Here is a 26640-nt window from a genome sequence, read left to right as displayed (position 1 = left end):
TATAACTATTAATTAAAATGCTTGAAATAGTTGAAAGTTACAAAAGACTTTGATAGAAATAAAGGGAGTGTAAACCTACAAGTAGGAGCAAAATAGGGATAGAGCCTAGGGGATGATGATAAAAGCATACTATTCATGTTCTTGATGAACATCTTACAAGAGCAGTAAATTATTGAGACACAAATTGGTCAAAAATATCCGAAAAATTTTCACAAAAGCTTCCAAAAATGTGTTTTAATATATTGAAGAAATGATTTTACTAAATTTTACTGTTATTAAGCATGATATTAAGAATGATAGCTCTCGATGGATTCCATTGACGACAGTCATTGGTAAATAATTTACTTTTTGTTTACGCTTCCTTGGTTACAAATATCAAAAAGTATGAAATAATGTTCTATAGCATATGTAAGTATTTTTTGCATTTGCGTCTGTGCTGAATGATTTAAAGGAGGAAAACAAATGTCAGAAACAAGGGGTTTGTCAGAAGCTGTCATGGAGGACAGTAAAGCCGCCCTTCAATCGGATATACCAGAAACAACAGCTTGGAAGGATTTTCTCGCACTTATAAAAGTGGGGATCGTCAATTCAAATATAATTACAGCTTTTACCGGCGTGTGGTTGGCTCTTCATTTTTCGGGGCTTAGCTTCTTAAGCAATCTAGATGTAGTGTTTTATACACTTGCAGGTTCGGCGCTCATAATGGCGGGATCTTGCAGTTTCAATAATTATTATGACCGTGATATCGATCATTTAATGGAAAGAACGAAAAACCGTCCAACGGTAACCGGGAAAGTACAGCCTTCAAAGGTATTGGCGTTAAGTTTCGGCTTAATTGCTGCAGGGCTGATTTTACTTGCATTGACTAATATGACAACTGCCATACTGGGAGCATTCGGCGTCTTCGCCTATGTTGTTTTATATACTATGGTTTTCAAACGTAGATTTGTCTCGAATACGATAATAGGCAGTATATCCGGAGCGGTGCCTCCGCTTATCGGGTGGGCTGCGGTCGACCCGGGCCTTGATAAGATCGCCTGGGTCCTGTTCGCGATCATGTTCTTGTGGCAGCCTCCTCATTTTTATGCACTTGCAATGAGGCGTGTCGAGGAATATCGTGCAGCTGGAGTACCTATGCTTCCGGTCGTAAAAGGGTTCAAGGCTGCAAAAAGATCGATTATGCTGTGGATCATCTGTTTAATGTTCATTCCTTTCTTTTTAACTCCATTAGGAACACCGCTAGTTATTCTTGCTGCATTATTGAGCACAGGTTGGCTTATTTTGGGGATTAAGGGGTATAAAAAGAAAGACGATGTTAAATGGGCAACATCCATGTTTGTATATTCTCTAAATTATATGACCATTTTATTTGTAGCGATGGTTATTGTCACACTGATCTAGTTTTGGTTTAAATAAACTGGCGGCCTGTTCTTTTACAGGCCTCAGTTTACTGATAAATAAAGCACTGACCGCCATTCATACATATTAACGGAACCAACAGGGGCATACATAAGAGCGGTTACATGAATCAACTTAATAATTCCTTAGATTAGGGATTCTTTCTTTTTAGAAATTGACATAGAGAGAATATTCGCAATTGCGCCCATTTTTATTTTTGTGAGAAAATTTTGACGAAAGAGGGGTTTCTGAAGCTATGAAAAAAAGGCTGCACAAATGGCGCCTAATTGCTCTGCTGGGAATTGTAGGACTTGTCCTTTCGGGCTGCGGCGAACCATTTCTATCCGCACTGAAGCCAGCTGGCGATGTTGCGCAATCTCAGTATGACTTACTGATATTGAGTACACTAATCATGGTACTGGTTATTATTGTTGTGATTATTTTGTTTGTTGTAGTTATACTACGCTTCCGTCGGAAGGAAGGCGACGAAACAATACCGAAACAAATTGAAGGAAGTCATAAACTCGAAATTATCTGGACTGTTATTCCTATCCTTCTTTTAATTGTTCTGGCTGTTCCAACCGTCGTCACGACTTTTGACTTAGCCGACACAAAGGCAATGGATAAGAAAGATAAGGATGGAAAGACGAAGGATGCACTTGTCGTGAATGTTAGGGCAAACCTTTATTGGTGGGAGTTTGAATATCCAGACCTTGGCGTCGTAACAAGTCAGGATTTGGTTGTGCCGACAGATCGAAAAGTGTACTTCAATCTAACTGCTTCAGATGTTAAGCACTCATTCTGGGTACCGTCTGTCGGAGGGAAGATGGATACAAATACAGAAGGGGTCAATCAGTTTTTCTTAGAATTCGACGATAAAAAGGCAGAAGATTCGAACAATGTATTCTACGGAAAATGTGCTGAGCTTTGCGGTCCTTCACATGCTTTGATGGATTTTAAGGTCATAACGAAGTCTAAAAGTGATTTTGAAGCATGGACTAAAGATATGAAAGCCTCGAAGGAACCTGTCGTTGAAGGCGATCTGGCCAAACAGGGTGAAGATGTCTTTAATCAAAGTTGTATAGGCTGCCATGCGGTGACGCCGAATGACAGCAGGCCTGAAGCTGCTCGTCAGGCTCCGAATCTGGCTACATTCGGTGAGCGTGAAAAAGTTGCTGGCGTATTGGATCATACGGAAGAGAATGTGAAGAAATGGATCAAGGATCCTGAGAAGTATAAACCGGGCAACACGATGACCGGTACTTACGGTGAACTTTCGGATTCAGATATTAATGCACTGGCAGCTTATCTATTAGAGCTTAAGGTGGAAGACAAATAGAACATTGATTAAGGAGGTTAAATCGTGAGTACCTACGCTAATAAAAAAGGATTTGGCGCTACGCTTTGGGATTATCTGACGACGGTAGACCATAAGAAAATCGCCATTCTATATCTTATCTCTGGCGGGTTATTCTTTGTAATCGGCGGTTTGGAAGCGATGTTTATCCGTATCCAGCTTGCAATCCCAAATAATGACTTCGTTAGTGCCGGATTTTATAATGAAATTTTGACCATGCACGGTACGACAATGATATTCCTGGCGGCAATGCCATTGGTATTTGCTGTTATGAATGCGGTTGTGCCATTACAGATAGGGGCACGTGATGTTGCGTTCCCATTTTTGAACTCATTAGGTTTTTGGCTGTTTTTCTTTGGGGGAGTCTTTTTAAATCTTTCCTGGTTTTTAGGGGGGGCTCCCGATGCAGGCTGGACATCGTATGCATCACTATCCCTTCACTCCGAAGGCCACGGCATTGATTTTTACGTCCTTGGACTACAAATATCAGGTTTTGGAACACTAATGGCAGGGATCAATTTCCTAGTAACCATCATTAATATGCGTGCGCCAGGTATGACATATATGCGTATGCCGCTGTTTACCTGGTCAACATTCGTTGTTTCTGCATTGATATTATTCGCTTTTCCTCCGCTTACCGTGGGATTGGTGTTAATGATGTTCGATCGGATGTTTGGTGCGAATTTCTTTGATGTAGCGGCAGGGGGAAATACGATCATTTGGGAGCATTTATTCTGGATATTCGGTCACCCGGAAGTGTATATCCTGATTCTTCCAGCGTTCGGTATTTTTTCTGAAATTTTCGCTACCTTCTCCAGAAAAAGATTGTTTGGTTATTCATCGATGGTATTTGCAACCGTTTTAATCGGTTTCTTAGGTTTCATGGTTTGGGCGCACCATATGTTTACCACTGGACTAGGTCCGATCGCAAATGCAATCTTTGCCGTGGCGACCATGGCTATCGCTGTACCGACAGGTATTAAGATATTCAACTGGATTTTTACGATGTGGGGAGGAAGTGTCAAGTTCACGGTTCCGATGCTTTATGCAGTTGCCTTTATTCCTACATTTACAATGGGCGGCGTGACTGGTATCATGCTCGCATCTGCACCTGCTGATTATCAATACCATGATAGTTATTTCGTTGTTGCCCATTTCCACTATGTAATCGTCGGTGGGGTTGTATTAGGTTTATTGGCAGGGATCAATTTCTATTGGCCGAAGATGTTTGGAACAATGTTAAGCGAAAAATTGGGGCAAATCACATTTTGGACGTTCTTGATTGGTTTCCATTTAACATTCTTCATTCAACATTTCTTAGGTTTGATGGGGATGCCTCGTCGCGTATTTACATTCTTGGACAATCAAGGCTTTAATACAGGTAATATGATTAGTACTGTGGGAGCCTTTTTGATGGCATTTGGTGTCTTGGTTATGGTCATCAATATCATCATTACATCTGTGAAGAATGAAAAGGTCGGCAATGATCCTTGGGGAGATGGCCGTACGCTAGAATGGGCCATTCCATCACCACCGCCTTTTTATAATTTTAAACAACTGCCGTTAGTCCGCGGATTAGATCCTTACTGGGTTGAAAAAATGGAAGGGAAAAAGGAAATGACTCCTGCAGAACCACTTGGGGATATCCATATGCCAAATTCATCTATTCTTCCATTAACGATTGCTTCAGGTTTATTTATCGCTGCATTCGGTGCTTTATACCATATGGATGATAAGACATGGACCCTGCCTATAATGATAGTAGGACTTTTGGTGACATTTGGTTCAATGTTTATTCGTTCAGTTAAAGACGATCATGGATACCATATTCATAAAGCAGACCTTATGGACGATAAAGACAAGGGAGGTAAGGCATAATGCAAACAGATGAAAGATTCACGGATGCCACTTGGCCTGCTTCTCCCGAGAAAGCGACTTTAGAAGGTAAAAATAAGTATTTAGGTTTCTGGTTGTTTCTTGGTGGAGAGACTGTTTTATTCGCCTCACTATTTGCAACTTACCTAGCATTGAAGGATAAAGTTCCAAATGGTGATGCAGCCTTAGCTAAAGATTTATTCGAATTACCACTTACTTTTGTAGCAACGATGCTGTTACTGACCAGTTCATTGACCAGTGTGTATGCAATGTACCATATGAAAAATAACCACTTTAAACAAATGCAAGCTTGGCTTGTGATTACGGTTGCACTTGGTTTTGGTTTTCTTGGACTCGAGATTTATGAATTTAATCACTATGTTCATGAATTCCATCATACCTTTACGAGCAGTGCCTTCGGCTCCGCGTTTTATACGTTAGTTGGTTTTCATGGAGGACACGTTGCTTTCGGTTTGGTTTGGATAATATCTCTTATGGTTCGTAATGCAGGAAGGGGCTTGAATTTGTATAACGCTCCTAAATTTTTTGTTGCGAGTCTATATTGGCATTTCATTGACGTAGTCTGGGTATTTATCTTTACTGTCGTATACTTAATGGGAATGGTGGGATAACTGATGGCGAATGAACAATCAAATTCAGCGAACCCGAATGTCGATTTAAAATATCGCCGTAAGAAAAATGCTGAAGAGATGAAACACCAAGTAATATCATTTACACTAATGATTTTCTTTACATTACTTGCTTTTGCTGCAGTTGGAATTGAGGGTTTTTCACATTGGTTCATTAAACCGGTCATTTTGCTGCTGGCAGTTGTACAGGTGATTTTCCAATTGTATTATTTCATGCACATGAAGCATAAAGGGCATGGCACCATTGCATTGTTCTTATTTTCCGGCCTTGCAGTGGGCTTGATAACGGTCCTTGTGTTCCTAACGATTGTTTGGATATAAACCATAAAGAAAATCGGCTATTGATGATAGCCGGTTTTTCTTTATGTGGTGATTCTCATCCAAGTTTATCTATATTTGTTACAATGTTTCATTTTAGGTATAATGGATAGTAAGAAAAAGTTCATGAACGAGGTGATTTTTTTGTCTATTGATATTTTTGGATTTCGCGCTTTGTGGAGTCCTTATTATTTTGCCGCCCTCGTACTTATTACCGTTGGCTATTTTTGGCTGGTGACAAAAAAAGGGGGGAAGTTTCCGGGCAGCTCACCGCTTTCCGTCAAACAGGCCACTTATTTTTTGATAGCCATGTTCCTTCTTTATGTGGTAAAAGGATCGCCGCTGGATTTATTGAGCCATATCATGTTCAGTGCCCACATGTTTCAAATGGCACTGCTCTATCTCGTGATTCCGCCATTATTTATCATTGCGATTCCAGATTGGCTTATGAGAACACTCATAAATTCAAGGGGAGTGAAGCCGTTATTTCAGTTTTTCACGAGACCTCTTATCGCCCTTTTATTATTTAACGTTCTTTTCTCGTTGTACCATATCCCGTTAGTATTCGACTTTATCAAAACGGGGATGTGGATTCATGCAGGATACACGGTCCTTTTATTTACGACCGCTGTTTTGATGTGGTTCCCGCTTGTCAATCAACTGCCCGAACGTGAAAGTCTATCAGGTGTGAAAAAAGTAGCTTATATATTCGGCAGTGGCATTCTAATGACCCCTGCCTGTGCTTTAATCATATTTGCTAATGATCCGATGTATGATACATTCACCAATGCGGAATCTTGGGCCAGTGCCATGGAACTTTGCGTTCCGGCCTCCGCACTATCCGGTTTAACGCTCAGTGGTCCGGAAATGTTCAATGGACTCCCATTGCTTGAGGATCAACAGCTTGGCGGGGTTCTGATGAAAGTGATTCAAGAAATCGTATTAGGCTATGTATTGGGTGTCATTTTCTTTGCTTGGTTCAAAAAGGAGAATGGCGGCCAAAATGATATCGATCCTATACCTTCGGATTTTCAGACTGCAGAATAATTGTACGATAAAAGACTTGTCTTGGGGCGGACAAGTCTTTTATCTGACTTTACCTGATTTTCGAATTAAAGCAAATAGCCAGTAATTTGACTTGGGTATTCTATAAAAGTGAGCATTCTGTTAATAATCCTTGATTTTATTGAATTTTATGATTGCCTCTTATAAAATGGTAGTTGATTAATAAATATAGAGAGGACTACATTTCATATGTCTTTACCAATCCTTCCAACGATAAGTACAGCCTTCATTGTATTAAGTGCCATCACTGTTGCAATAGGCTGGTATCAAATTAAACAGCGCAAAATCGAGACCCATAAAAAAACCATGATGGCAGCTGCGGTTTTTGCGGTGATCTTTTTCACTATATATCTTTCTCGGACGGTCTTCATTGGTAGTACGTCGTTTGGCGGACCCGATGACATAAAAATTTATTATACGATTTTTTTGATTTTCCATATAACGCTTGCAACAACTGGAGCTGTTTTGGGGATCATCATGCTTACCACTGGGTTTAAAGGTAAATTCGCCATTCATAAAAAAATCGGGCCGGCGACAAGCATCATTTGGTTTTTCACTGGGATTACTGGAGTAGCTGTTTACATCCTGCTTTATGTGATTTATCATGGCGGCGAAACAACATCTTTAATAAAGGCGATCCTAGGATTTTAAAATGACAAAAAAGCCTGGTGCAAAAAAAAGCATCAGGCTTTTGTATTGGATACAATAAAGAGAGCATCACACATGATCCTCTCTCTTTGTACCACTTTTCGCTGACGGCTTTTATAGGCCGTTGAATTGCGTAAGTTCTTCTTTGATTTGAGCGAGGATTTTTTCACTTTGTTTAACTAGTGATGCAGGAAAATCCTCCCCTTCACCATATTCAACTCCGTGTGGATAATAATGTTTTCCTAATAGAGGAACCATTAATTTGATGACGGCCCTGTGAGCGCCAACATCGCCCTCTGTAGCATAGCCAAGTATTCTCAGGTAAAACGTGCCTTCTTTTAATTCGAACTTACGATCGTAACTTACTCTTTCGTAATCCCATTGTTCTGCTCGTATTAAACCATATTGCGGCATTAGGTCATCTAATCGGTTTAAGTCGGCTGTGATGTTTTCGATTCCAAAGCTTTCAAATTTCACGAGTAGTACCTCCTATGTTTACTATTGAGAATTAAAATGACATACCGGGAAAATATTATGTACATGAATATATTAAAAATCTCCAAGTATGTTTATAATATACCATTTTATCCTATATTTTATAATAGTACGAAATGGTGGAAGTTGCAATGAACTCAACCATGGTATTTTAATCATTCACAAAAGTTCCATTTTTAAAATAAATTTAATGAAGGGGCAGTCTAACGTAAATTAGAAAAATATGATTGAACAGTGATATAATCAGGAAAGAAAGGTTTTTGCATTGGATACATAAATTAGATAGAGAGAGGGAGTGTTCCTCTGCGCAGTTTAGGTAAGGTGTTGGTGTTAATCGTTATTTTTTTCGTAATCGGTATTTATCTTAATATCGGCGATGAAGATGAAGGGAACCCCCTTATTGATGGTAACAAAGGTGTTAACCCCAATGGACATATAAATGAAAGAAGCCCTTCCTCTGAAAAGGAAGGGGTTACTGAAGTGACAGAAGGTCTGGCAGTAACGATCGGGAAAAATGCAAAAGAGATAGAAAGGGAATACGGTAAGCCGGATCGAATTGATTTGTCTGCCTATGGATATGAATGGTGGGTTTATAAAAAGGACTATAATAATTATTTCCAATTAGCCGTTGAAAATGAAAAAGTGGTATCTGCTTATGGAATCGGTGATGAGGTCAATGTCGCTCCTTTTAAAATTGGACAATCGATTGATGCCATCTATTCCAGTTTATATGTGGAACCAACTGTTGATATTGAAGTTGGTCACAGTTCCTATCGTTTTGAATTGTCGGAGGAAGACATGAACATGAGGCCGTTAATTGATTTAGGGAATATTAATGTTCAGCTTTATTTGGATAAGTTCACTGGTACTGTTTCAAGCATCCGATTCTTGAATGATTCCGCCCTATTGAAACAAAAGCCGTATGAGTTGACCTATCATGGTGAACTTGTGACAGTTAAGGACCTTTCAGATGAGGACATGGCGAAAGTGGAAGATGGAAATGAGCAGCAAATATTCGATATTACGAATATCATGCGCAGCAGATTTGATTTGAAGCCTTTAGAATGGGATGCGGCTACTGCGGAGGTTGCTTACCTTCATAGCCGGGAAATGAAGGACACCCCTGAAGGAACCCATGTTTCTGAAACAAAGGGGGATTTGGAAAATCGTCTTGATGCAGGTCATGTGAAATACAGGGCGGCAGGTGAAAATATAGCAGCCCATTATGTGGATGCAGCTGCTGTCATGGAAGGTTGGCTAAATAGCAAAGGACATCGGGATGCGATGCTGAACGAGGAATTTACAGGTCTGGGCGTCGGGGTATATAAAAATTATTACACCCAGAATTTCATAAAGAGATAAAAAAACGGACCCGGTTTGGGTCCGTTTCAGTTTGTTGACAAGGGGGGCGGAATTAAAAAATTCCGAACCTTTAATATTCCCTTTGAAATTTGACCAAAGGTTAAGAGATTTGAGCTCTTAGAACCACTATGTTATGCCATTTTAGGACCTTGCCATGTCCACGTGGCCATCTTCTTTAAATTAATGGCAGCGAAAGTAAGCATTGGCTTCCATCGACAATTTTTTAAGTCCCCTTAAAGTAGTCCAACGCATAACATGCTTTTCTTTTGCATCTGAGAATATACGCTCAATCGTTTCTTTGCGTTTCGCGTATATAGGTTTTATACCTTGATGATGAAGCAATGATCTGCTTCTTCCACAAATGCTTGCCAGATATGTCGTGTCACTACCTTTTGATGGTCCTTGCTTTCTGTACCGTGATAAATATGAGTATGTTGCACAAATTTGTTTTGGCGATTTGTACTCGCGATAGACCTCTTTATTTGTTGTTGAGGACTTTAAAGTTTTGCACGAAGAGCAAAGGTAACAATCAAAGTGTTCATCGAAACATAAAGAATCCTTCTTTTGTTTGAGGAAGTGTATGGGTAAAGCAGGTGTGATTACTTTGTTAAATAGGTAGCTTGTAATCGCTGGTGCTTTATAAGCTGCATCTGCGGCAACGGCTTCTCGTTTTCTAACTTTCTCAATCCTAGCTCAACAAGTAGCTTCAAAATATGACTGTCATGTGTATTAGCAGTTGTTACAATCGTTCCCAATACAAAACGTTGCTGTGTCTGCTGCCTGCCATAGTTGTTTCAGTTTCTTCAATCCCTTTACGCATGGAACGAATAACGAAGGTATATTGAATGAATGTCAGTTTAACTAAAATAACTGGATCAATACTGCGAGTCCTGCCTCTGAATACATATCTTTCACCAAGTCATAAATGAAAGTGAAGTCAATGTAAGCCTCCATTTACGAACCAAATGGTTCGCCGGCACCAGTTGATCTAAAGTAATCATTTCAAGTTGTTCTCGTTGAATAGAATGATGTTTCGTAACCATCCTCATCACCTCAAGTTTTAATAAATCTATATTAAAACAAAAAAGACTGTAGGCAAAAGGAGTTCTATCCAAGTTTTTAAACCTAGTTGACTGGAGCGGGTGTGCGAGACTCCTGCGGGAATAGCGAGTCCAAGGGGAGACCCCACAGGCGCAAGTGGGCCGAGGAGGCTCCCGGATCGCCCGCGGAAAGCGAGTGCCTACGTTCCAATCAACGTCCAAATTTGTACAAGCAAAAAAAATGTAGACAAACTCGTTTTTCATCGAGTTTGACTACAGTCTGAAACGGACCCGGTTTGGGTCCGTTTTCTTGTTGTGGATCATATTTTAAAAGGTCCCAACCATTTGCATTCCCCTCGATGAGGATCGTTTGCCAATGGAGGTTTTTACGTAACGAACTTGAATTCCGCAGTCACGCCCCATTCCATTAGTAAAGGAATTTATGCACTTTTTATCTACCTTTAGCATATGGTGCAATAGGCGATGTCTAAGTGTGAGGTGAGAGTAATGGCAAAAAGAAAGCGGCCCTCCGTGGAAGGATTTCGGGAGTTTGTAAAGGAACATCCTCATTTAGTGAATGAAGTGAGAAGCAAACAAGCAACATGGCAGGAACTTTTTGAAGAGTGGTATTTACTCGGAGAAGATCATCCACGCTGGCAGGCTGACGGCAGTGTGGGTGAGCCCAAAGAGAATACAGGATCTCAATCACCGCCGGTTGAAAAGGGAGACCAAAGCACTGAGTTGATCGGTTCGTTAATGAATGCCGTTAAAAACATGGATATGGGGCAGATTCAACAATATATTACGAATGCCAATCAGGCCATCGGTGCAATCCAAGGAGTGCTATCTGCTTTCCAAGGGAATAAATCAGGTGATACCAGTCCTCCCCCAAAAGAAAAAGAGCAGAGAGCTAACCCTTTTTTATTCACCAAAGATTAAGGAGGGTTTTTCATGCGCCAGAATATATATGAATTCATTCAAACAAACGAAGATATGCGAAATTATTTGAGGGTTCAGCCTGCATGGTACAAAAGATTAATGCGTAATCCACATGAAGTGGATGTGTTTGAAACCGAAGCTAAATATTATTTTGAGAAGTCGATTCCACATCGGGTCTCTAAATTTTCGGAAAGCGTTCAGGTTGCCTCAATGATGCTTCATATGTTTCAAGCAATGAATGCTCCAAGTGAATGAAGAAAGTAAGAGTAAATTACTCCTTTTGGCGAACAATAAAGGCAAAAGGGGGACGATGGAATGAGAAAGTTGATATTGGCTCTAACAGTGTTGATGGCAGCGACGGGTTGTGGCAAGAAAATACCTGAACCTGAAAACTCAGGAGTAGCCATAAAAGGTGTTTCTACACTAGAGGCTGCCACCACTGTATCGAGCATCCAAAACTCAGATGAGGACTTTCGGGTAAAAACATTTGTAAAAGGCAACTCCGTCTATGTTGAGTGCTACTTGAAAAACTATGGTTTTTCAGAATCAAATCCTGAACAATTGGCAACTGTGTCCGTATTTATTGATAATCAAAAGAAAGTCGATATGAAAACGGCAGCATTTATCGTAAAGGATGTCCCGAATGGCATGCATAAAATAAAGCTGGAGATTTTGAACGGTGCAGGTGAAAAAACAGGGCTGCAAAAAGAGCTTGAGGTACATATCACTTCCTCGATTTAATCAAACCATTAGCATCTAAAAGAGAGAAATGGTAAAATGGTTGTGGAGGTGAGCTTGTTAATGCTTGCTACTATGGAAATCATCGACATTTTACATCAGGCTGATGGATTAGCTGAAATGATCCTTCATTCTGAAATAGGAGAAGAATATCTCCTTAGTTTATATAAATTACAAAACGACAAAGAGGCCCAAGGGATTATTTCCAAGTTTTCTTCGCTCAAGGATCTATTTGAAGATGTTCAAAGGTTCGGTAAATATCACCCGGATTATAAACGCATCAATTTAGAAACGAGGCAAGCTAAACGGGACATGGACATGCATCCTGCCGTTGCAAGGTTTAAGCGGGCGGAGACAGAATTGCAATCCGTTCTTGATGAAATAAGCGGAAGAATTGGCCGAGCGGTTTCTGAACAGGTCAAAACCCCGGCTGGGAATCCATTTTTTGTTTCATCCGGCGGATGTTCGACGGGAAGCTGCGGAACCGGGGGAAGTTGCGGGTGCTCTGCTTAGGGTAATGGCCAGAATGGGACCATTCAGTGCCGGTATATAACATGCAGCCATCGAAATTCGACATTACTACGGAGTTCGGTGGCTGTGTCATGTTTGGAACCTCGCCGAGACATGGTCATGAACCCATGCATGAACTATTATCTTCCATATTTCGGTCACGTGGCAAAAAGCGATTAACTGCGATATAGAATACAATCCGGACAAAGGTTGCCGCAGCAAAACATCTTTTTCTGCGGCACATAAAAACGATGCCGGAATACATATAAATGTTCTTCCTGCCGTACGAAAATGGTTTCACAATGAAGCTGCTTGCCACGCATTGAAAGGCTTGCGGCTTTTTTTATTAAGAGGGAAAGCTTACCATCATCATTTGGTGCCGGATGATAATGGATATATATAAAGGGGATTCCTGTGAACTTTTTTATCGAAGCTTGGGTAATTTCATCATTATCTAATAGATGCACAATAAATTGATGCCAAATTTGGTTTAAATCCATCGTTTGTTTGGCTCCCTTCACAGTGTGTATATTCATAATAGTGAGAGAATTTTGTTTATAATCTTTTTTTCTTGGTTGAAAGTAAAGATTCTGCTATGCTACACTTAGTTAAAACCTTTATAAAAGGGAGTTATTGATATGCTTGGAGCGAGACAGGGAATCATCGTCTATTTACATACATTGAAACAAGCCAAAATGCTTAGGAAATTTGGAAATATCCATTATGTTTCAAAAAAGTTGAAATATGTCGTGCTTTATACGAATATGGATGAAGTGGAACCACTGGTGGAAAAACTGAATAATTATTCGTTCGTTAAAAAGGTGGACCTTTCTTACAAGCCTTTTTTGAAGGTGGAGTTCGAAAACTCCAAACCGGATAAAGCGAAAGAATATGATTATAAAATGGGAATTTGAAAAAAGCTGACTCATGCGGAGTCAGCTTTTTCATTTTCAGGGCAGCAACATCTTTCAGCCTAATGGCGGCAGATATCTATTCATTCGCAAAATGCCGATTAAGTGCTGGTAGTACAACTCGCTTTCTGCAAAGAGCACCGAAGGTTTCACTTCGATTTCAATAATTGGCCTATCCAGTTCCTCAGCCAAGTTCTCAAAAAGCTCATAGCGTTTGTTTTTGGTTGCATGTGGGTTAGGGATACCTTCACGGCAAATATAAAGCGGCTGGAATTTCCCGGGATCTGTGGGCTCCATGACGATGACCAATGACGTTACCTTTTTATCATTTATGGTAGTATGCATGGCCAATAGCCTTGCAACTCGATGTTTCTGATTGCGGCCTACTTCCAGCAACTCATATATATCGGAATATCCTTGTCCAATTTCAATAAAACGTTGAATCAATTAAACCTCTCCTAACTAACTTATTATTCATTACTTTATCATTATCCCTCATAAAAGAGAAGGACAACTTCATTGACGAATGATGACAAAGGGAATTAGGAATAAGTGGTTTATCAATAAAAAAAAGCCCTGCAAAAATATGCAGGGTCCTTCTATGTCTAACTAAGGACCAGAAGGCAAAGGGAGAGGAGAAACCGGAGGAAGAACTTATGGGGAAACGTAAGCCTTCTCCGCGGTTGGCAACAACACCTAAAAAGGAATGTTGTTATTCACATTATTGCCAAAAACCATTTTATTATTCAAGATGTAAAAGATTTATAAAAAGAATGGATATCTTCTATCCATGGTACGAAATGATATGTTCTTTTCATCATGGAAATGAGGGCAAATGGGTTTAAATATTGGCTAGCTTTTTCTAATATGTTAGGATAGGAAAGTAACAGAAATTTGTCATAAAATGTGGTGAGAATGATGAGGGTCGTTTCCGGAATTTGCAAAGGAAGACCACTTAAGGCTGTACCGGGTACAGGAACCCGGCCGACTACTGATAAAGTCAAGGAATCCATTTTCAACATGATTGGTCCTTATTTCGAAGGAGGGCTGGTCCTCGACTTGTTTGCCGGAAGCGGTGGACTGGGAATTGAAGCGTTAAGCAGAGGCATGGATAAAGCCATATTTGTCGACCGGGATTTTAAAGCAAATCAAACGGTTAAGGCTAATTTGGAACTATGCAAGTTTTCAGACCGTGCAGAAGTTTATAAAAATGATTCAGAACGTGCATTAAAGGCTTTGGTGAAAAGGGAAATGACTTTTGAATTGATTTTTCTTGATCCACCTTATAAGAAACAAAAGCTAGTCGAGATTCTTGAAGAAATACATAAATACCGATTGCTGAACGATATGGGATACATTGTTTGTGAGCATGGCCATGATGTTACTTTGCCAGAAAAAGTTGGTGACTTTACCGTTAAGAGAAAAGAAGTTTATGGCGTCATTGCCGTTACGATTTATCAATGGGGAAACGTACACGAACAGGGGGAACTATGAATGTCCAAAATAGCGATTTGTCCGGGGAGTTTTGATCCAATAACATTTGGTCATCTTGATATCATTCAAAGGGGAGCGAATGTTTTTGATGAGGTATATGTGGTCATCGTGAACAATTCAGCGAAAAATTCTCTTTTTACAGTGGAAGAGAGACTGGAACTGATTACTGAAGCGACTGCCCATATGCCGAATGTTAAAGTGGATTTCTATCAGGGATTGACGGTCGACTATGCTGAAAGCGTTTCCGCGAATGCCATCATCAGGGGATTGAGGGCGACTTCTGACTTTGAATATGAAATGCAGGGAACTTCGATGAACCGATTCCTTAACAATAAAATAGAGTCATTCTTTATCATGACGAAAAATCAATATTCTTTCTTGAGTTCAAGTATCGTGAAAGAAGTAGCGAAGTATGGCGGGGATATTTCTGAACTAGTGCCAAGTGTCGTCCAGAAAGCTCTGGCCAAAAAATACGAGGAACTGAAAGGATAGAAAAAAGAGCATTGCCAACGGGCAATGCTCTTTTTTGGTTTACGAAAGGCCTTTGAATAGCCTTTTGGTAAATATGATGATGTATAGGATCAAAAACACGAGTGTTAGAATGGGACCTATATCAAGCATGCTTTGATATAGGGAATTCGCGTGTTCACCGGATCCGCTGACCGGGAATGCGTCTATCGGGCTGCCGCTGTACATTTTGCCTTTATAGAAAGGTTCCCAAAGCAGGATGGTGATAATGGATGCAAGAAGGCCATGTGCAATCCTGGCCAGAAAAAAGGGAGTGAAACGAATGTCCGTTGCGGCAATGATGCTGGCAACTTGCGCTTGGATGCTGAACCCGTTGAAAGCTAAGATGAAACTTGTCATCACGGTTTGCTGAAAGAGTGTCGCCTCTTCGACCGTACTGGTTAATTTTGAACCTAAAGTCATTTCAAACATGCCTGATATGAAGGGAAGGCTTAAGGAGTCCGGGAAATTAAAAATATGTAGAATTCCTCCGACCCCAGATGCTAGCAATCCGGTGATGTTCATATGAAATAAAAGCTTGTTCACCACAGAAAAGAGAATGATGAACCCCCCGATCATCAATAGGGTTTGGATGGATGAGAGTACCGCATCTCCAAGTAAACTGCCAAATGGCCTTGTTTCTTTTATTCTGGTACGATGCATTTGACCAAAGGCTTGTCTTATGGAGGGGAGCTTGGTCATTACTTTTGCATGGGATTTTTCTTCTTTCCAACGGTAAAAACGCATGATGATGCCTACACAAATATTTCCTAGGTAGTGGGAAAGGGCAAGGATGATCCCTAAATGAGGGTTGTGGAAAAAACCAACGGCAACAGCAACGAATAGGAACAATGGATTGGATGAATTAGTAAAACAAACGAGTCTTTCAGCTTCAATGCGGGTCAATTGTTCTTCTTGACGAAGCCTTACAGTGAATTTCGCCCCGGCTGGAAACCCTGATGCAAGTCCCATCGCCCAAACGAAACCTCCCACTCCTGGTACACGGAATAGGGGACGCATAAATGGTTCGAGCATGACACCAATGAACCTGACAACCCCAAAACTGATTAATAACTCCGAGAAAATCAAGAAAGGCAGAAGTGAAGGGAAAACAATTGTCCACCAAATATTCAGTCCGCCTTTGGAAGCTTCAAAGGATTCTTGGGGGAAGATGATCAAGCCAACTGCCATCATCGTGACGGAGGTAGCTAACAGTACTGTTTTAGATTTTGATTTTAGCAAAATTCAGCCTCCTCTTGAAGGTTACTAAATAAGGGCAGTTCGTTTCGTATATAATAAAATATGAACTTCTTTTTCTCGAAAAGTAAGCGCATGATGGAATAAGGATTGTACCGACATGTAAAGAGTGATGATCCGCTCAATGGAATATATCTGCCATGCTTGTTTCACTGTCAATATAAATAATATGCTTCTATAAATCCGTTTAAGACCATAACTTTGAATGAGTGTTATTTCAATATTTTGAACTAGTTAAAGCGGGAGGGATATCTTTGTCGAAACCAAAAGTCGGGCTTGCACTTGGGTCAGGAGGAGCTAGGGGGTTTGCACATATTGGCGTGATAAAGGTATTGCAGCAAGAAGGCATTCCGATAGATATGATTGCTGGAAGCAGCATGGGAGCAATGGTTGCAGCCTTTTATGGAGCGGGGTCGGATATCGAGAGGCTGTATAAGTTGTCCCGTGCATTTAAGCGGAAGTATTATTTGGACTTCACCATACCTAAGATGGGCTTCATTTCGGGAAAGCGGACAAAGGATTTAATCAGGGTATTTACATATGGCAAGAAATTTGAAGAACTTGATATTCCTGTGGCGGTGGTAGCCACTGATATAAAAACGGGGGAAAAGGTCATTTTTCAGGAAGGTCCCATCGCACCGGCTGTAAGGGCAAGCATCTCCATTCCCGGGATTTTCATTCCCGAAAGAATCGGAAACAGACTGCTTGTTGATGGCGGCGTAGTTGACAGGGTTCCTGTTTCAGTTGTGAAGGATATGGGAGCAGACATCATAATTGGTGTGGATGTAGCTCACGTGAAACAGGATATGGAGATAAACTCCATATATGACGTCATCATGCAAAGCCTCGATATCCTGCAAATGGAGCTGGTTAAAAGCAGGGAGTTTGCTTCAGACGTCATGATACGCCCCAGGGTTGAGAAATACAGCTCGAAATCATTTACAAACGTACAGGAAATAATTAGTATTGGAGAAGAAGCAGCAAGAGGTAAGATTGATCAAATTAAGCAGAGCATTGTTACTTGGAAGGAGTCCTTTGAAGATGAGCCGTAAAACGTATGTACGCACTTTCCTGGTGGTGGCTATACTTCTCATAGCATCAGCCCTTTATTCCCTACCTTTTTATGTATCGAAACCAGGAATGGCTAAAGAATTGGAGCCAATCATTGAGGTATCCGGGGGAGATGAAGCAAAAGGAAGCTTTATGTTAACCACTGTAAGGATGGGCCGGGCAAATATATATTCCTACATGATGGCGAAGTGGAGCAAATATCAGGAGCTTTATCCGGAATCCTCCATCAGAAGCGAAGATGAAACAGATGAAGAATATAATATCAGGCAGCTCCACTTAATGGATGGTTCTAAAAATAATGCCATTAAGATCGCATATGAAAAAGCAGGGAAAGAAGTCGAATACGAGTACCTGGGTGTATATGTTTTGGACGTGCTAAAAGGAATGCCTGCAGCAAAAGAGCTGAAAGCGGGCGATCAAATCATTCAAGTTGATGATGTTAAATTCAAGTCTGCACAGGAATTCATGGATTATATTAACGAAAAGAAGGCCGGAGATGAAGTTAAAATCGTTTATAAGCGGGAAGAGACGGAGAAAACGGCCGTTCTTTCATTGCAGCCTTTTAAAAATGATCCCAATAGGGTAGGAATCGGCATTTCGCTGGATGACAATCGAAGAGTGAACACAAAACCGGCGATTGCCATAGATTCAGAACATATAGGGGGTCCTTCGGCTGGTTTAATGTTTTCGTTGGAAATTTATAATCAATTAACGAAAGGCGATCTTACAAGTGGATATGACATAGCGGGTACGGGCACGATGTCTGATGATGGGACAGTCGGTCCAATTGGCGGAATCCAACAGAAAATTGTTGCAGCCGATAAGTCTGGAGCCGAGATATTCTTTGCCCCGAATGAAAACGGAGCAGCGGGTTCGAATTATGAAGATGCACTCATTGCAGCAAAGGATATTGACACTGACATGAAGATCGTGCCGGTTGACAACTTTGAAGATGCAGTAGCCTATTTAACGAAGCTAAATGGAAAAGGAAAATGAAAAAAAGCGCAGGCAGTCATCTACTGTCTGCGCTTTTTTTCATGATTAGCTTTTTACACTTAAGGATGAAACGGCCAAGCTTGAATCCTTCTTCATTTGAAAATGATGGGAGATTCATATTCACGTTTCATCAATGCAGCTTGATGCGGCTCGGGCAAGCCTAGGGCATACACGTGTGCTGCTCGCAAGTCCGAATCGATGTCCTGCTTCCGATAAGACGAAAGTTTAGAGATGAGAGGGAGGGGCAAGCCTTTTTTTACAGAACGAAGATATTCTTGCCCCCGGCCATTCATGCCAAGAAGTCTGATATAGGCCGGTTGGTCATTATGAATTACCTGTTCCTTGAATGTATGCGTCAATATATGGACACACATCCGCTGCAGCCGTGTCCATGTGTAGCGTTTTGTCTTCAGCGCTGCCATGAATCCAGAAAAGCTCGAAGATTGTTTGGCCATCTCCTTCATTCGGTGCTCTATGCCTTCCTCAACTTCGTATATTCCTGCCAATTCGGTTAAAGAGGAAGAAAGGATACGGTATTTCAACATGGACCAATACATTTCCCAGTCATGCAAGGCATGGTAGCGCGTTAAATATTGCTCAAGGCCACTCATTGTCGCTTGAGGAATATAACTGGAAACAGAATGTAATTCCTGGTGTTCATGGATGGCTTTACGTATCCCCGTTGCGCTGGCAATAGGGTCTTTGGACAACTTTGTTTCATGGTACCCTGCAGCGACCCTTTGAATCGTATAAGGGCGAATGGAGTAGCCGTTTGAAAGGGCAGCACTTACATATTCTTTTCCAAGGATATTATTCGGCTTCGTCAAATCCAATGCCGCATCACCATGGATGATTGAACGATAAGCCTGGGCAGCACTTGACGGATAACTATTACCGGCATCCATGGCCGATTTGATTGCGGCATCGAATGCAGCGGAATTTTCCGAAAGGATTTTGTGGGCGATGATGAATGGCTCAATTTTGCCATCCTCGCTTCCGAAGCAAAAAGAGTCACAGCCTAGCGATTCCAAAAGAGCAATAGATCCTTTTGCAAATATTTCTGCCTTCTGTGTCGCGAAAGCATATGGCAGCTCAATGACAAGATCAATGCCGCCATTCAAGGCCATTTCGGCGCGTGTCCACTTGCTGACGATAGCTGGCTCGCCACGCTGTAAGAAGGGGCCGCTCATAACAGCGACAACGACATCTGCCCCTGTTTTTTCTCTACTTTCTCTTGCATGTAAAACATGTCCATTGTGAAAAGGGTTATATTCGACTACTAAACCGCAAGCTTTCATTCGTTCACCTCAGAGAAAAACTTTGTATTTTATCAACTTAGTGCTAAAATAGTATTTCAAGTAAAATTACTATAAGTAATCGTCTGGATTTTTTGTTAGAAATGATTCATAAAACTTAGACAATCAGTTAGGATGACTACATTATAGTGTAAAGAAAAAATATTGACAAACTTATAATTGAAAGCTATAATTATTTTTGTTGCCTTGAGGTGATTTCATTTGAAATGGACGATTAGTCAACTTCAAAAAATTCGGGACAAAGATTTACGGTTTGATGAACTGGTGGATGTCTTGGACATTAGAGAAAGAGACCCGCAAATTCGCGATGTTTCTCCGATCAGAGTAGAAGGAAGAGCTGATATCAGCTCGACCGAGATTACTTTTCACTTGCATCTTTCAGGTGAATTAACATTACCTTGCTCCCGTACACTGGTAGACGTTAAATATCCGATTGATATTGATACAAAGGAAACCTTTCTTTTAAAGGCAGATGGCACAGATTTCTACGGAGATGATGTCACTGTTGTGGAAGGCGACGTTGTAGACCTAATACCGGTAATTAAAGAAAATTTATTGCTAGAAATTCCGATGCAGGTTTTTTGTGAGGATGTCGATTCGAATGAAGCTGCTCCTCAATCTGGGAAAGACTGGGCTGTTATTTCCGAAGAGGAAAATGAGCATAAGGTTGATCCGAGATTTGCAAAGCTTGCCGACTTTTTTGACAACAATAAAGAATCTTGATTGGAACGAAAAATCGTTAATCCGATTTTTCCAGCTTTTTTATATTTTTTAAGGAGGTGGGAATAATGGCTGTACCTTTTAGAAGAACGTCGAAAACTGTAAAAAGAAAACGTCGTACACACTTCAAGCTTCAAGTACCTGGTATGGTAGAATGCCCGAGCTGTGGTGGAATGACTCTTTCACATCACGTTTGTAAAGAATGTGGAACATATAAAGGAAAAGAAGTTGTCGCAAAATAATTTCTTGACCTACTTGAGAGCTTAGCTCTCTTGATGCAACACGCTAATCAAAGCGCAGGGATTTTTCTCTGTGCTTTTTTTACAAATTTATTTGGCAGAATATTTTGAATCATTCGCGCTTGCCGATGATTTTGGAGAAGGTGTTTACATGGATCAGGTGATTGAAGTTGAAAAGGGTAAACGCGGTTTCATGAAGCTTCTATTTAATAGACCGGAGAAAAGGAATGCCGTGAATTATCAGCTGATGGACGAACTTGAGTCGATATTATCGGAAGCTGCATGCGATGATGAAGTTAAGTTGCTGGTCCTGACCGGGGCGGGCTCTGAGGCGTTCTGTTCAGGCGGGGATCTAAGGGAATTTCAGGATTTGCATACAGAAGAAGAGGCCTTTGCTATGTTATCGAAAATGGGTGAAATTCTGTATAAACTAGCAGTTTTCCCAAAACCGACAATAGCGCTAATCAATGGAAGTGCTTTTGGCGGCGGATGCGAAATAGCGACAGCTTGTGATTTCAGGTTAGCAAAGAGGGAAGCTAGGCTAGGGTTTGTACAAGGTACTCTAGGAATTACGACTGGCTGGGGCGGAGCTTCGCTTTTACTTGAAAAAATACCAGAGCAAAAAGCGCTAAAGCTATTATTGGATGCAAAAGTACATAAAGCTGAGGAAGCGAAGGAACTTGGTTTCGTAGATGAGATAGTCGGAGAAGGTACGGATGGATGGGAATGGTTTGCGGAAGATTTTCTTCGCCATGAGACAGGGGTATTGATGGCCTATAAACGATTGCTGGTACATAAATGGCAGGATAGCGGGCTTAAAGGAAGAATGGATGCGGAAATCCGGGAATGTTCCAAACTGTGGGCGAGTGATGAGCATCATGCTGCAGTCGAGCGTTTTCTAAATAAGAAAAAATAAATTTTACACGCTCTATATATCTTCTATCTTTCCTAGCATGTGCATATTATGAATTAAAACTTGCTAAGGAGGTAGAGAGATGACGATTGCGAGACAAGATGCATGGACTCATGATGAGGATCTGTTGTTGGCTGAAGTGGTACTGAGGCATATACGGGAAGGCAGTACACAATTAAAGGCGTTTGAAGAAGTGGGGAAACAGTTATCGAGGACATCTGCTGCTTGTGGGTTCCGTTGGAATTCATTTGTTAGGAAGCAATATAAATCAGGGATAGAGCTGGCGAAAAAACAAAGGAAAGAACAGGTAGTCAATAATCCTGAAGTGGAAAGGGATTCGATTGCAACGGTCCAAAATGTCACGATTGAAGAAATAACGCCCGAGCATGAAGATAAAGAATCTATTACCCTTCAGGAAGTTATATTATATTTAACCAAAATGGATGAATTCTTTCAGCTTGATAATAAGGAAAAAGAACGGATTTCTGAGCGTTCCCTATTTCTTGAACGGGAAAATGTCCGATTACTGGAAGAGAATGTCCTGCTTAAGGAAAACCTGAAAGCTGTTGAGGAAGATTATCGTGCGTTAATGCAGATCATGGAGCGCGCAAGAAAACTTAGTGTCCAGGAGGACGAAAAGGCGAATCCGAAGGTGAGTTTCCAAATGGATAAGAATGGTAATTTAGAAAGGGTCAATAAATAAAAAATGCGGGTGGGAAAATCCGCCCGCATTTTCTTGATGCTTCCTTATTCTTGTGTATCTATTTCTTTCTTATCTTGTACGTCAAATGGGCTCCAAATCAGTGGGTTTTCTCCGAGGTCCCTGTCCAAATCATAGGAAACAGCAGAAAAGCCCATCTTTTTCCAAAAGTCTTGTGAATGGACTCTTGGGTTAGTTTTGATAGGCATGTTCAGGCTTTTGGCGAATTCGACCAAAGCTCTTCCATACCCTTTTTTCTGATAGTTAGGCAGGACTTCAAGTTTCCAAAGAACAAGGAAATCCCTGGAATTGTCAAAATACTGGTCGAATTTAGCGCTTCTTTTATAAAGGCTCATTCGAGCTACAAGTTTATCGCCATAAAAGATTCCGTAAAAAGGTGATTGGCTGTCATTTTCAATGATATTACCTTCTAAATCATCTAGCATGGACAGTTCCTGTATCCCGTATTCTTTGAATTTTTTGAATTCCTCAAGCGTTTTAAAATTTACAAGTAATCGTTCAACCTTGTATTCCATAAAAAAGCTCCCCCTTAATTCTGATAAACCTCTTCCTAGTACCCTTTGAAAGTCATCCCACTGATCTTTGCCATGTGGAATTTCAACTTAGGTTAAATCTAGTATGACATCATCGACTTATCCTAGCTTACTAAATGCTTATAGCCTTTTATTCCCCGCCCTTTTCCCTTCAATTTCTTTTGGGGTGAGTTTGGAGTTATCTTTTGTTTCTGTAAAGTCTTCAAAATGGCTAAGCTTTTCGTATCTAATATACCATTAAATTAACACTTAAAGAAGAAAATATTATATCTTCAATGGCGTATTAATCATTCTTTCCATTGGTATTTTATGACGAGCCATCGTTAATGGCAGTTCCGTCGTTTCATTCAATCGGAATGGCTGTGTTTTCCAACGATGGGAAAATTCGTGCAGGCTAAAAAAGATAATGTGATAAAATAGTAAATATATTTCAAAAAGTAAGGAAGGTTATCATGAGAATTGGAATCATTGGCGGAGGGGCCATAGGGCTGCTGTTTGCGTCCCGTTTAAGTGAAAAGCATAATGTGACTCTCTATACCCATACTGCGGATCAGGCGTCCATCATCCAACGTGATGGAATCCGTCTTATTGCGGATGGTGAAAGCCGACTGCAGACGGGCATCATGTCAAAGGGGCTGGATGAAGGGATATCGGATGTGGATCTTCTTATAGTGGCCGTCAAGCAATATCACCTGCCGCAAATACTGCCTAGGATCAAAGATTTTCAGGTTCCATTGCTATTCTTGCAGAATGGCTATGGGCATATTTCTTATTTAAAGCAGCTTCAATCCCCGACCATATATGTGGGGGTAGTGGAGCATGGAGCAATGAAACATGATGGGAATACCGTGGAGCATACGGGACTGGGCATGACAAGAATCGCTTCCTTTAGCGGGGAACTTGAGCAACTATCGCTAGTGAATGAAAGGATCGATCATTTTCCTTTTACGAAGAGTGAAGATTTTCACTCGATGCTGATGGATAAGCTTGTCGTCAATGCGGTGATAAATCCATTAACGGCGATACTTGGTGTGGAAAATGGCGGTTTAATCACTAACTCTTTTTACTACCAATTATTTCAAGAGCTTTTTGAAGAAATCTCCGGTATTTTGGAAGTTCAAAATAAGGATGAGTCATTTGAACATGTTAAAGCCGTTTGCATCGCAACTGCGGAAAATCGATCTTCCATGCTAAAAGATTTAGAAAATGGCCGTAAAACGGAAATTGATGCCATTTTGGGTCATATCCTCTCGGAGGCAAAGAGTAAAGGGAAAAGTGATTGCCTGATGTCTTCTCTATATAAGATGGTCAAAGGAAAAGAGTCTCAGGGGGGATGAGGATGTGCCGTACGTAGTTTCAAGCCTTGCCGCGATATTTATTACCTTGCCTTTCGTAGGGTATATACTTTTTTTTATAGGTGCCAAACAATTCACTGGAAACCATCGGCGCTCCGTTCAATTTGCAATGGACATGAGTACGCTGCTGTTCGTATTGTCCGTCCATTATTTGATCATTACGATCTGGGATATGCAAATTATTTGGGTGATCATGCTCATCATGCTCATCAACGCATTCGTGGTGGTTCTTGTCCATTACAAGGTAAAAGAAGAAATCATTTTCCATAAAGTATTAAAGGGTTTTTGGAGAGTGAACTTCGCCTTTTTTTTCGTGGCTTACCTTCTATTGTTTTCAATTGGAATAATTACAAGTATCACGAAGATATTGACTACATAACATAGAACATCGCATCAATTTTCTGCTGCTGGGCAACTTCTTTTGTTTTCTTAAACCGGAATGTTATACTCTAAAAAGAATTGTAGTTGCAGAGAAAGGGAGAACAGAAATGGAGATGAAAGATCTCGCGTTACCATCTTTAAACCGTTTTGCATCGGACTATTTACAAAACCGTCTTGAAACGGAGGATTATTTTCACTATGACTTGTCTAAGCCTGACATTTATCACAATAGATATGAAGAATTGATGAACCGCTCTTTTTCACGTGATGAATTGTCGGATTACATACAACAATACATGTCTCGTCTTTCATTCAGTGAGGAAGTTAAGGGTAATATTGGAAGGCTGCGCAGGGATGATTCCGTTGTTGTGATTGGAGGACAGCAGGCTGGGTTATTATCAGGGCCGCTGTATACCATTCATAAAGTGATATCGATCATTAAGCTTGCGGAAGAACAGGAAAAAAAACTGGGGCAGCCAGTCATTCCGGTTTTTTGGATAGCTGGAGAAGATCATGATTTGGCTGAGGTCAATCATGTTTATGTAATGAAAAACGGAAAACCCGATAAAAAAACCTATCCTTCCTACCAGCCATATAAAACAATGGTTTCTGATGTGGAGCTGGAAACGGAAAAGGCAGAGAAGTGGCTTGAGGAAATCATTGAAACTTATGGAGAAACGGAATTTACGAACAAACTCCTGATTGATATGAAGGAAACCATTAAGAGATCGAATACCTTCGTCGATTTCTTCGCCGAGTTGATTCATGAATGGTTCAAAGAATATGGCCTTTTACTAGTCGATGCCGGAGATCCGGATTTAAGGCGAATTGAGAAGGCATACTTTGAATCGATGGTCAATGAAAGTGGACGGATTGCTGAAGTGGTCGAGGAACAGCAATCATTCATGCATGCAAAAGGGTATGCAAAAATGATTGAAATGGATAAACGCGCCGCTAACTTATTTTATTATGATCCAGAAAAAAAAGATCGATGTTTACTCGAACGTGTAGAAGGCGGTTTCAGCGGAAAAAACGGTGAGGTATCATTTGCCGGGGAAGAACTCTTGCAGATAGCCAGAAATCATCCAGAACGATTAAGCAACAATGTCATTACACGCCCGCTCATGCAGGAAATGCTTTTCCCTGTATTGGCATTCGTTTCTGGGCCAGGGGAAATAGCCTATTGGGCAGAATTAAAAAAGGTGTTTGAGTTGTTTTCCATGAAGATGCCGCCAATCATTCCTAGGTTGAATATCACGCTGGTGGAGCGGAGTATCCAAAGCGACCTTGAAGAAATGGAACTCAGTTTGGAAACTGTTCTGACTGAAGGAACCGCTAATGCTGTGGAAAGTTACCTTGATTCCGTTAAAGATGAAACGATCGACACCCTGTTCGGGACGCTGAAATCACAGCTTGAAGAGAACCATGAAAAGCTTTTTGTCCACGCTGTCTCTTTGGATAGGGGGCTCGAACCGATGTTGAACAAGAACATTGAATTCATTCAAAAGCAATTGAATTTCATGTATGGCAAAATCGGTGACCGTACAAAGGAACGACATTCGGTCATCTTGAAAAAATATGATCGGGTAGCAAATTCGCTGTACCCTCTCGAATCACCCCAGGAGAGGATTTGGAATGTGTTTTATTACTTGAATCAATATGGGCCAGAGCTCGTAAGGGATATGATGAAACTGGACTATCGCTTCAATAATCAGCATAAATTGATTTTCATTTAGAAAAACCATCCGTTTTGGCGGAAAGTGGCGGGTAGATCATTTTGAATACGGCTGCCACAAACCAATCCTGATGGAGGGATTGAAATGTGAAAAAA

At 40.8% G+C, this 26640-nt stretch carries 32 protein-coding genes; 24 read left to right on the top strand and 8 right to left on the bottom strand.

The features are described 5' to 3' along the window. The first annotated feature begins 462 nt into the window (after positions 1-462). The 7 genes from cyoE (at position 463) to OTG27_RS08935 (ending at position 7314) form a co-directional block, all read left to right on the top strand. On the top strand, positions 463-1401 hold the full coding sequence (gene cyoE, locus OTG27_RS08965) for a heme o synthase (protein ID WP_034313989.1): 939 nt from the start codon (positions 463-465) through the stop codon (positions 1399-1401). Between the two features lie 253 nt (positions 1402-1654). Further along, entirely contained in the window at positions 1655-2737 is a 1083-nt protein-coding gene (gene coxB / locus OTG27_RS08960) for a cytochrome c oxidase subunit II (protein WP_268936732.1), read from the top strand. A 24-nt stretch (positions 2738-2761) separates the two neighbouring features. Continuing rightward, positions 2762-4633 carry a cytochrome c oxidase subunit I gene (gene ctaD, locus OTG27_RS08955; RefSeq protein ID WP_057278461.1) on the top strand — a complete coding sequence of 624 codons (1872 nt, stop codon included), beginning with the start codon at positions 2762-2764 and terminating at the stop codon, positions 4631-4633. Next, on the top strand, positions 4633-5262 hold the full coding sequence (locus tag OTG27_RS08950) for a cytochrome (ubi)quinol oxidase subunit III (protein WP_034313980.1): 630 nt from the start codon (positions 4633-4635) through the stop codon (positions 5260-5262). Before ctaD ends, OTG27_RS08950 begins: the two co-directional genes overlap by 1 nt. A 3-nt stretch (positions 5263-5265) precedes the next feature. Beyond that, on the top strand, positions 5266-5601 hold the full coding sequence (ctaF, locus tag OTG27_RS08945) for a cytochrome c oxidase subunit IVB (protein ID WP_034313978.1): 336 nt from the start codon (positions 5266-5268) through the stop codon (positions 5599-5601). Positions 5602-5742: 141 nt separating this feature from the next. After that, a complete protein-coding gene (gene ctaG / locus OTG27_RS08940; RefSeq protein ID WP_268936731.1) occupies positions 5743-6645 on the top strand; it encodes a cytochrome c oxidase assembly factor CtaG in 903 nt (300 codons plus the stop codon). Positions 6646-6852: 207 nt separating this feature from the next. After that, positions 6853-7314 carry a DUF420 domain-containing protein gene (locus tag OTG27_RS08935; protein ID WP_057278459.1) on the top strand — a complete coding sequence of 154 codons (462 nt, stop codon included), beginning with the start codon at positions 6853-6855 and terminating at the stop codon, positions 7312-7314. A 111-nt stretch (positions 7315-7425) separates the two neighbouring features. Here OTG27_RS08935 and OTG27_RS08930 read toward each other — a convergent pair whose 3' ends face one another. After that, the gene (locus tag OTG27_RS08930; protein ID WP_034313973.1) at positions 7426-7788 is read right to left on the bottom strand and encodes a YugN family protein; all 363 of its coding nucleotides are present in this window, start codon (positions 7786-7788) and stop codon (positions 7426-7428) included. 345 nt (positions 7789-8133) lie between these two features. Here OTG27_RS08930 and OTG27_RS08925 point away from each other — a divergent pair, with 345 nt between their 5' ends. Beyond that, on the top strand, positions 8134-9168 hold the full coding sequence (locus OTG27_RS08925; RefSeq protein WP_268936730.1) for a CAP domain-containing protein: 1035 nt from the start codon (positions 8134-8136) through the stop codon (positions 9166-9168). 180 nt (positions 9169-9348) lie between these two features. Here OTG27_RS08925 and OTG27_RS26675 read toward each other — a convergent pair whose 3' ends face one another. Together OTG27_RS26675 and OTG27_RS26835 are read right to left on the bottom strand one after the other, a co-directional pair. Further along, on the bottom strand, positions 9349-9750 hold the full coding sequence (locus tag OTG27_RS26675; protein ID WP_374941252.1) for a transposase: 402 nt from the start codon (positions 9748-9750) through the stop codon (positions 9349-9351). A gap of 157 nt (positions 9751-9907) precedes the next feature. After that, the gene (locus OTG27_RS26835; RefSeq protein ID WP_483878186.1) at positions 9908-10024 is read right to left on the bottom strand and encodes a hypothetical protein; all 117 of its coding nucleotides are present in this window, start codon (positions 10022-10024) and stop codon (positions 9908-9910) included. Between the two features lie 691 nt (positions 10025-10715). Here OTG27_RS26835 and OTG27_RS08915 point away from each other — a divergent pair. Genes OTG27_RS08915 through OTG27_RS08900 form a run of 4 tightly spaced genes read left to right on the top strand, consistent with a single transcriptional unit; the run spans position 10716 to position 12398 of the window. Next, complete coding sequence (locus OTG27_RS08915) at positions 10716-11147, top strand: YlbD family protein (RefSeq protein WP_268936729.1); 432 nt, start codon at positions 10716-10718, stop codon at positions 11145-11147. Between the two features lie 12 nt (positions 11148-11159). Then, positions 11160-11402 carry a YlbE-like family protein gene (locus OTG27_RS08910; RefSeq protein ID WP_034313959.1) on the top strand — a complete coding sequence of 81 codons (243 nt, stop codon included), beginning with the start codon at positions 11160-11162 and terminating at the stop codon, positions 11400-11402. A gap of 60 nt (positions 11403-11462) precedes the next feature. After that, positions 11463-11888, top strand: coding sequence for a hypothetical protein (locus OTG27_RS08905; protein ID WP_268936728.1), 426 nt, complete (start codon positions 11463-11465; stop codon positions 11886-11888). Positions 11889-11948: 60 nt separating this feature from the next. Continuing rightward, positions 11949-12398, top strand: coding sequence for a YlbF/YmcA family competence regulator (locus tag OTG27_RS08900; RefSeq protein WP_098184685.1), 450 nt, complete (start codon positions 11949-11951; stop codon positions 12396-12398). Between the two features lie 173 nt (positions 12399-12571). Here OTG27_RS08900 and OTG27_RS08895 read toward each other — a convergent pair whose 3' ends face one another. Then, on the bottom strand, positions 12572-12895 hold the full coding sequence (locus OTG27_RS08895) for a hypothetical protein (RefSeq protein WP_034313954.1): 324 nt from the start codon (positions 12893-12895) through the stop codon (positions 12572-12574). A 138-nt stretch (positions 12896-13033) separates the two neighbouring features. Between OTG27_RS08895 and OTG27_RS08890 the strand changes: the two genes are divergently transcribed. Then, complete coding sequence (locus tag OTG27_RS08890) at positions 13034-13309, top strand: YlbG family protein (protein ID WP_048684554.1); 276 nt, start codon at positions 13034-13036, stop codon at positions 13307-13309. Positions 13310-13363: 54 nt separating this feature from the next. On the opposite strand, the gene OTG27_RS08885 is transcribed toward OTG27_RS08890, so the two are convergent. Beyond that, positions 13364-13753: a DUF7147 family protein gene (locus OTG27_RS08885; RefSeq protein WP_063576924.1), complete on the bottom strand. Its 390-nt coding sequence runs from the start codon at positions 13751-13753 to the stop codon at positions 13364-13366. Between the two features lie 471 nt (positions 13754-14224). On the opposite strand from OTG27_RS08885, the gene rsmD reads away from it, so the two are divergent. After that, positions 14225-14800, top strand: coding sequence for a 16S rRNA (guanine(966)-N(2))-methyltransferase RsmD (gene rsmD / locus OTG27_RS08880; RefSeq protein ID WP_034313946.1), 576 nt, complete (start codon positions 14225-14227; stop codon positions 14798-14800). Then, on the top strand, positions 14801-15292 hold the full coding sequence (gene coaD / locus OTG27_RS08875) for a pantetheine-phosphate adenylyltransferase (protein WP_034313942.1): 492 nt from the start codon (positions 14801-14803) through the stop codon (positions 15290-15292). A gap of 39 nt (positions 15293-15331) precedes the next feature. Here coaD and ylbJ read toward each other — a convergent pair whose 3' ends face one another. Next, a complete protein-coding gene (gene ylbJ / locus OTG27_RS08870; protein ID WP_268936727.1) occupies positions 15332-16549 on the bottom strand; it encodes a sporulation integral membrane protein YlbJ in 1218 nt (405 codons plus the stop codon). Positions 16550-16818: 269 nt separating this feature from the next. Here ylbJ and OTG27_RS08865 point away from each other — a divergent pair, with 269 nt between their 5' ends. Then, positions 16819-17616, top strand: a complete 798-nt coding sequence (locus tag OTG27_RS08865; protein WP_034313939.1) for a patatin-like phospholipase family protein — start codon at positions 16819-16821, stop codon at positions 17614-17616. Beyond that, on the top strand, positions 17606-18631 hold the full coding sequence (locus OTG27_RS08860; RefSeq protein WP_057278455.1) for a SepM family pheromone-processing serine protease: 1026 nt from the start codon (positions 17606-17608) through the stop codon (positions 18629-18631). Before OTG27_RS08865 ends, OTG27_RS08860 begins: the two co-directional genes overlap by 11 nt. Positions 18632-18723: 92 nt before the next feature. Here the strand turns inward: OTG27_RS08860 and OTG27_RS08855 are convergent, their stop codons facing one another. Next, a complete protein-coding gene (locus OTG27_RS08855) occupies positions 18724-19929 on the bottom strand; it encodes a nucleotidyltransferase (RefSeq protein ID WP_268936726.1) in 1206 nt (401 codons plus the stop codon). Positions 19930-20148: 219 nt separating this feature from the next. Here OTG27_RS08855 and OTG27_RS08850 point away from each other — a divergent pair, with 219 nt between their 5' ends. The 4 genes from OTG27_RS08850 (at position 20149) to OTG27_RS08835 (ending at position 22522) form a co-directional block, all read left to right on the top strand. After that, a complete protein-coding gene (locus OTG27_RS08850) occupies positions 20149-20670 on the top strand; it encodes a YceD family protein (RefSeq protein ID WP_034313932.1) in 522 nt (173 codons plus the stop codon). A 65-nt stretch (positions 20671-20735) separates the two neighbouring features. Then, on the top strand, positions 20736-20909 hold the full coding sequence (rpmF, locus tag OTG27_RS08845; RefSeq protein ID WP_034313929.1) for a 50S ribosomal protein L32: 174 nt from the start codon (positions 20736-20738) through the stop codon (positions 20907-20909). A gap of 70 nt (positions 20910-20979) precedes the next feature. Continuing rightward, positions 20980-21822: an enoyl-CoA hydratase/isomerase family protein gene (locus OTG27_RS08840; RefSeq protein WP_308789437.1), complete on the top strand. Its 843-nt coding sequence runs from the start codon at positions 20980-20982 to the stop codon at positions 21820-21822. 79 nt (positions 21823-21901) lie between these two features. Then, positions 21902-22522: an RsfA family transcriptional regulator gene (locus OTG27_RS08835; RefSeq protein WP_268936725.1), complete on the top strand. Its 621-nt coding sequence runs from the start codon at positions 21902-21904 to the stop codon at positions 22520-22522. 44 nt (positions 22523-22566) lie between these two features. Here the strand turns inward: OTG27_RS08835 and OTG27_RS08830 are convergent, their stop codons facing one another. Then, the gene (locus OTG27_RS08830; protein ID WP_034313924.1) at positions 22567-23055 is read right to left on the bottom strand and encodes an N-acetyltransferase; all 489 of its coding nucleotides are present in this window, start codon (positions 23053-23055) and stop codon (positions 22567-22569) included. Between the two features lie 470 nt (positions 23056-23525). Here OTG27_RS08830 and OTG27_RS08825 point away from each other — a divergent pair, with 470 nt between their 5' ends. The 3 genes from OTG27_RS08825 to bshC all read left to right on the top strand — a co-directional run bounded on the left by OTG27_RS08825 (position 23526) and on the right by bshC (position 26545). Next, complete coding sequence (locus OTG27_RS08825) at positions 23526-24410, top strand: 2-dehydropantoate 2-reductase (protein WP_268936724.1); 885 nt, start codon at positions 23526-23528, stop codon at positions 24408-24410. Between the two features lie 4 nt (positions 24411-24414). Beyond that, positions 24415-24807 (top strand): DUF3397 domain-containing protein, encoded by a 393-nt coding sequence (locus OTG27_RS08820; protein WP_034313918.1) that lies wholly within the window; start codon positions 24415-24417, stop codon positions 24805-24807. Between the two features lie 109 nt (positions 24808-24916). After that, positions 24917-26545, top strand: coding sequence for a bacillithiol biosynthesis cysteine-adding enzyme BshC (bshC, locus tag OTG27_RS08815; RefSeq protein ID WP_268936723.1), 1629 nt, complete (start codon positions 24917-24919; stop codon positions 26543-26545). The last annotated feature ends 95 nt before the right edge of the window (positions 26546-26640 follow it).

Source organism: Peribacillus sp. AS_2, assembly GCF_026891895.1.
GTDB lineage: Bacteria > Bacillota > Bacilli > Bacillales > DSM-1321 > Peribacillus > Peribacillus frigoritolerans.
This window is presented reverse-complemented; position numbering and strand designations above follow the sequence as displayed.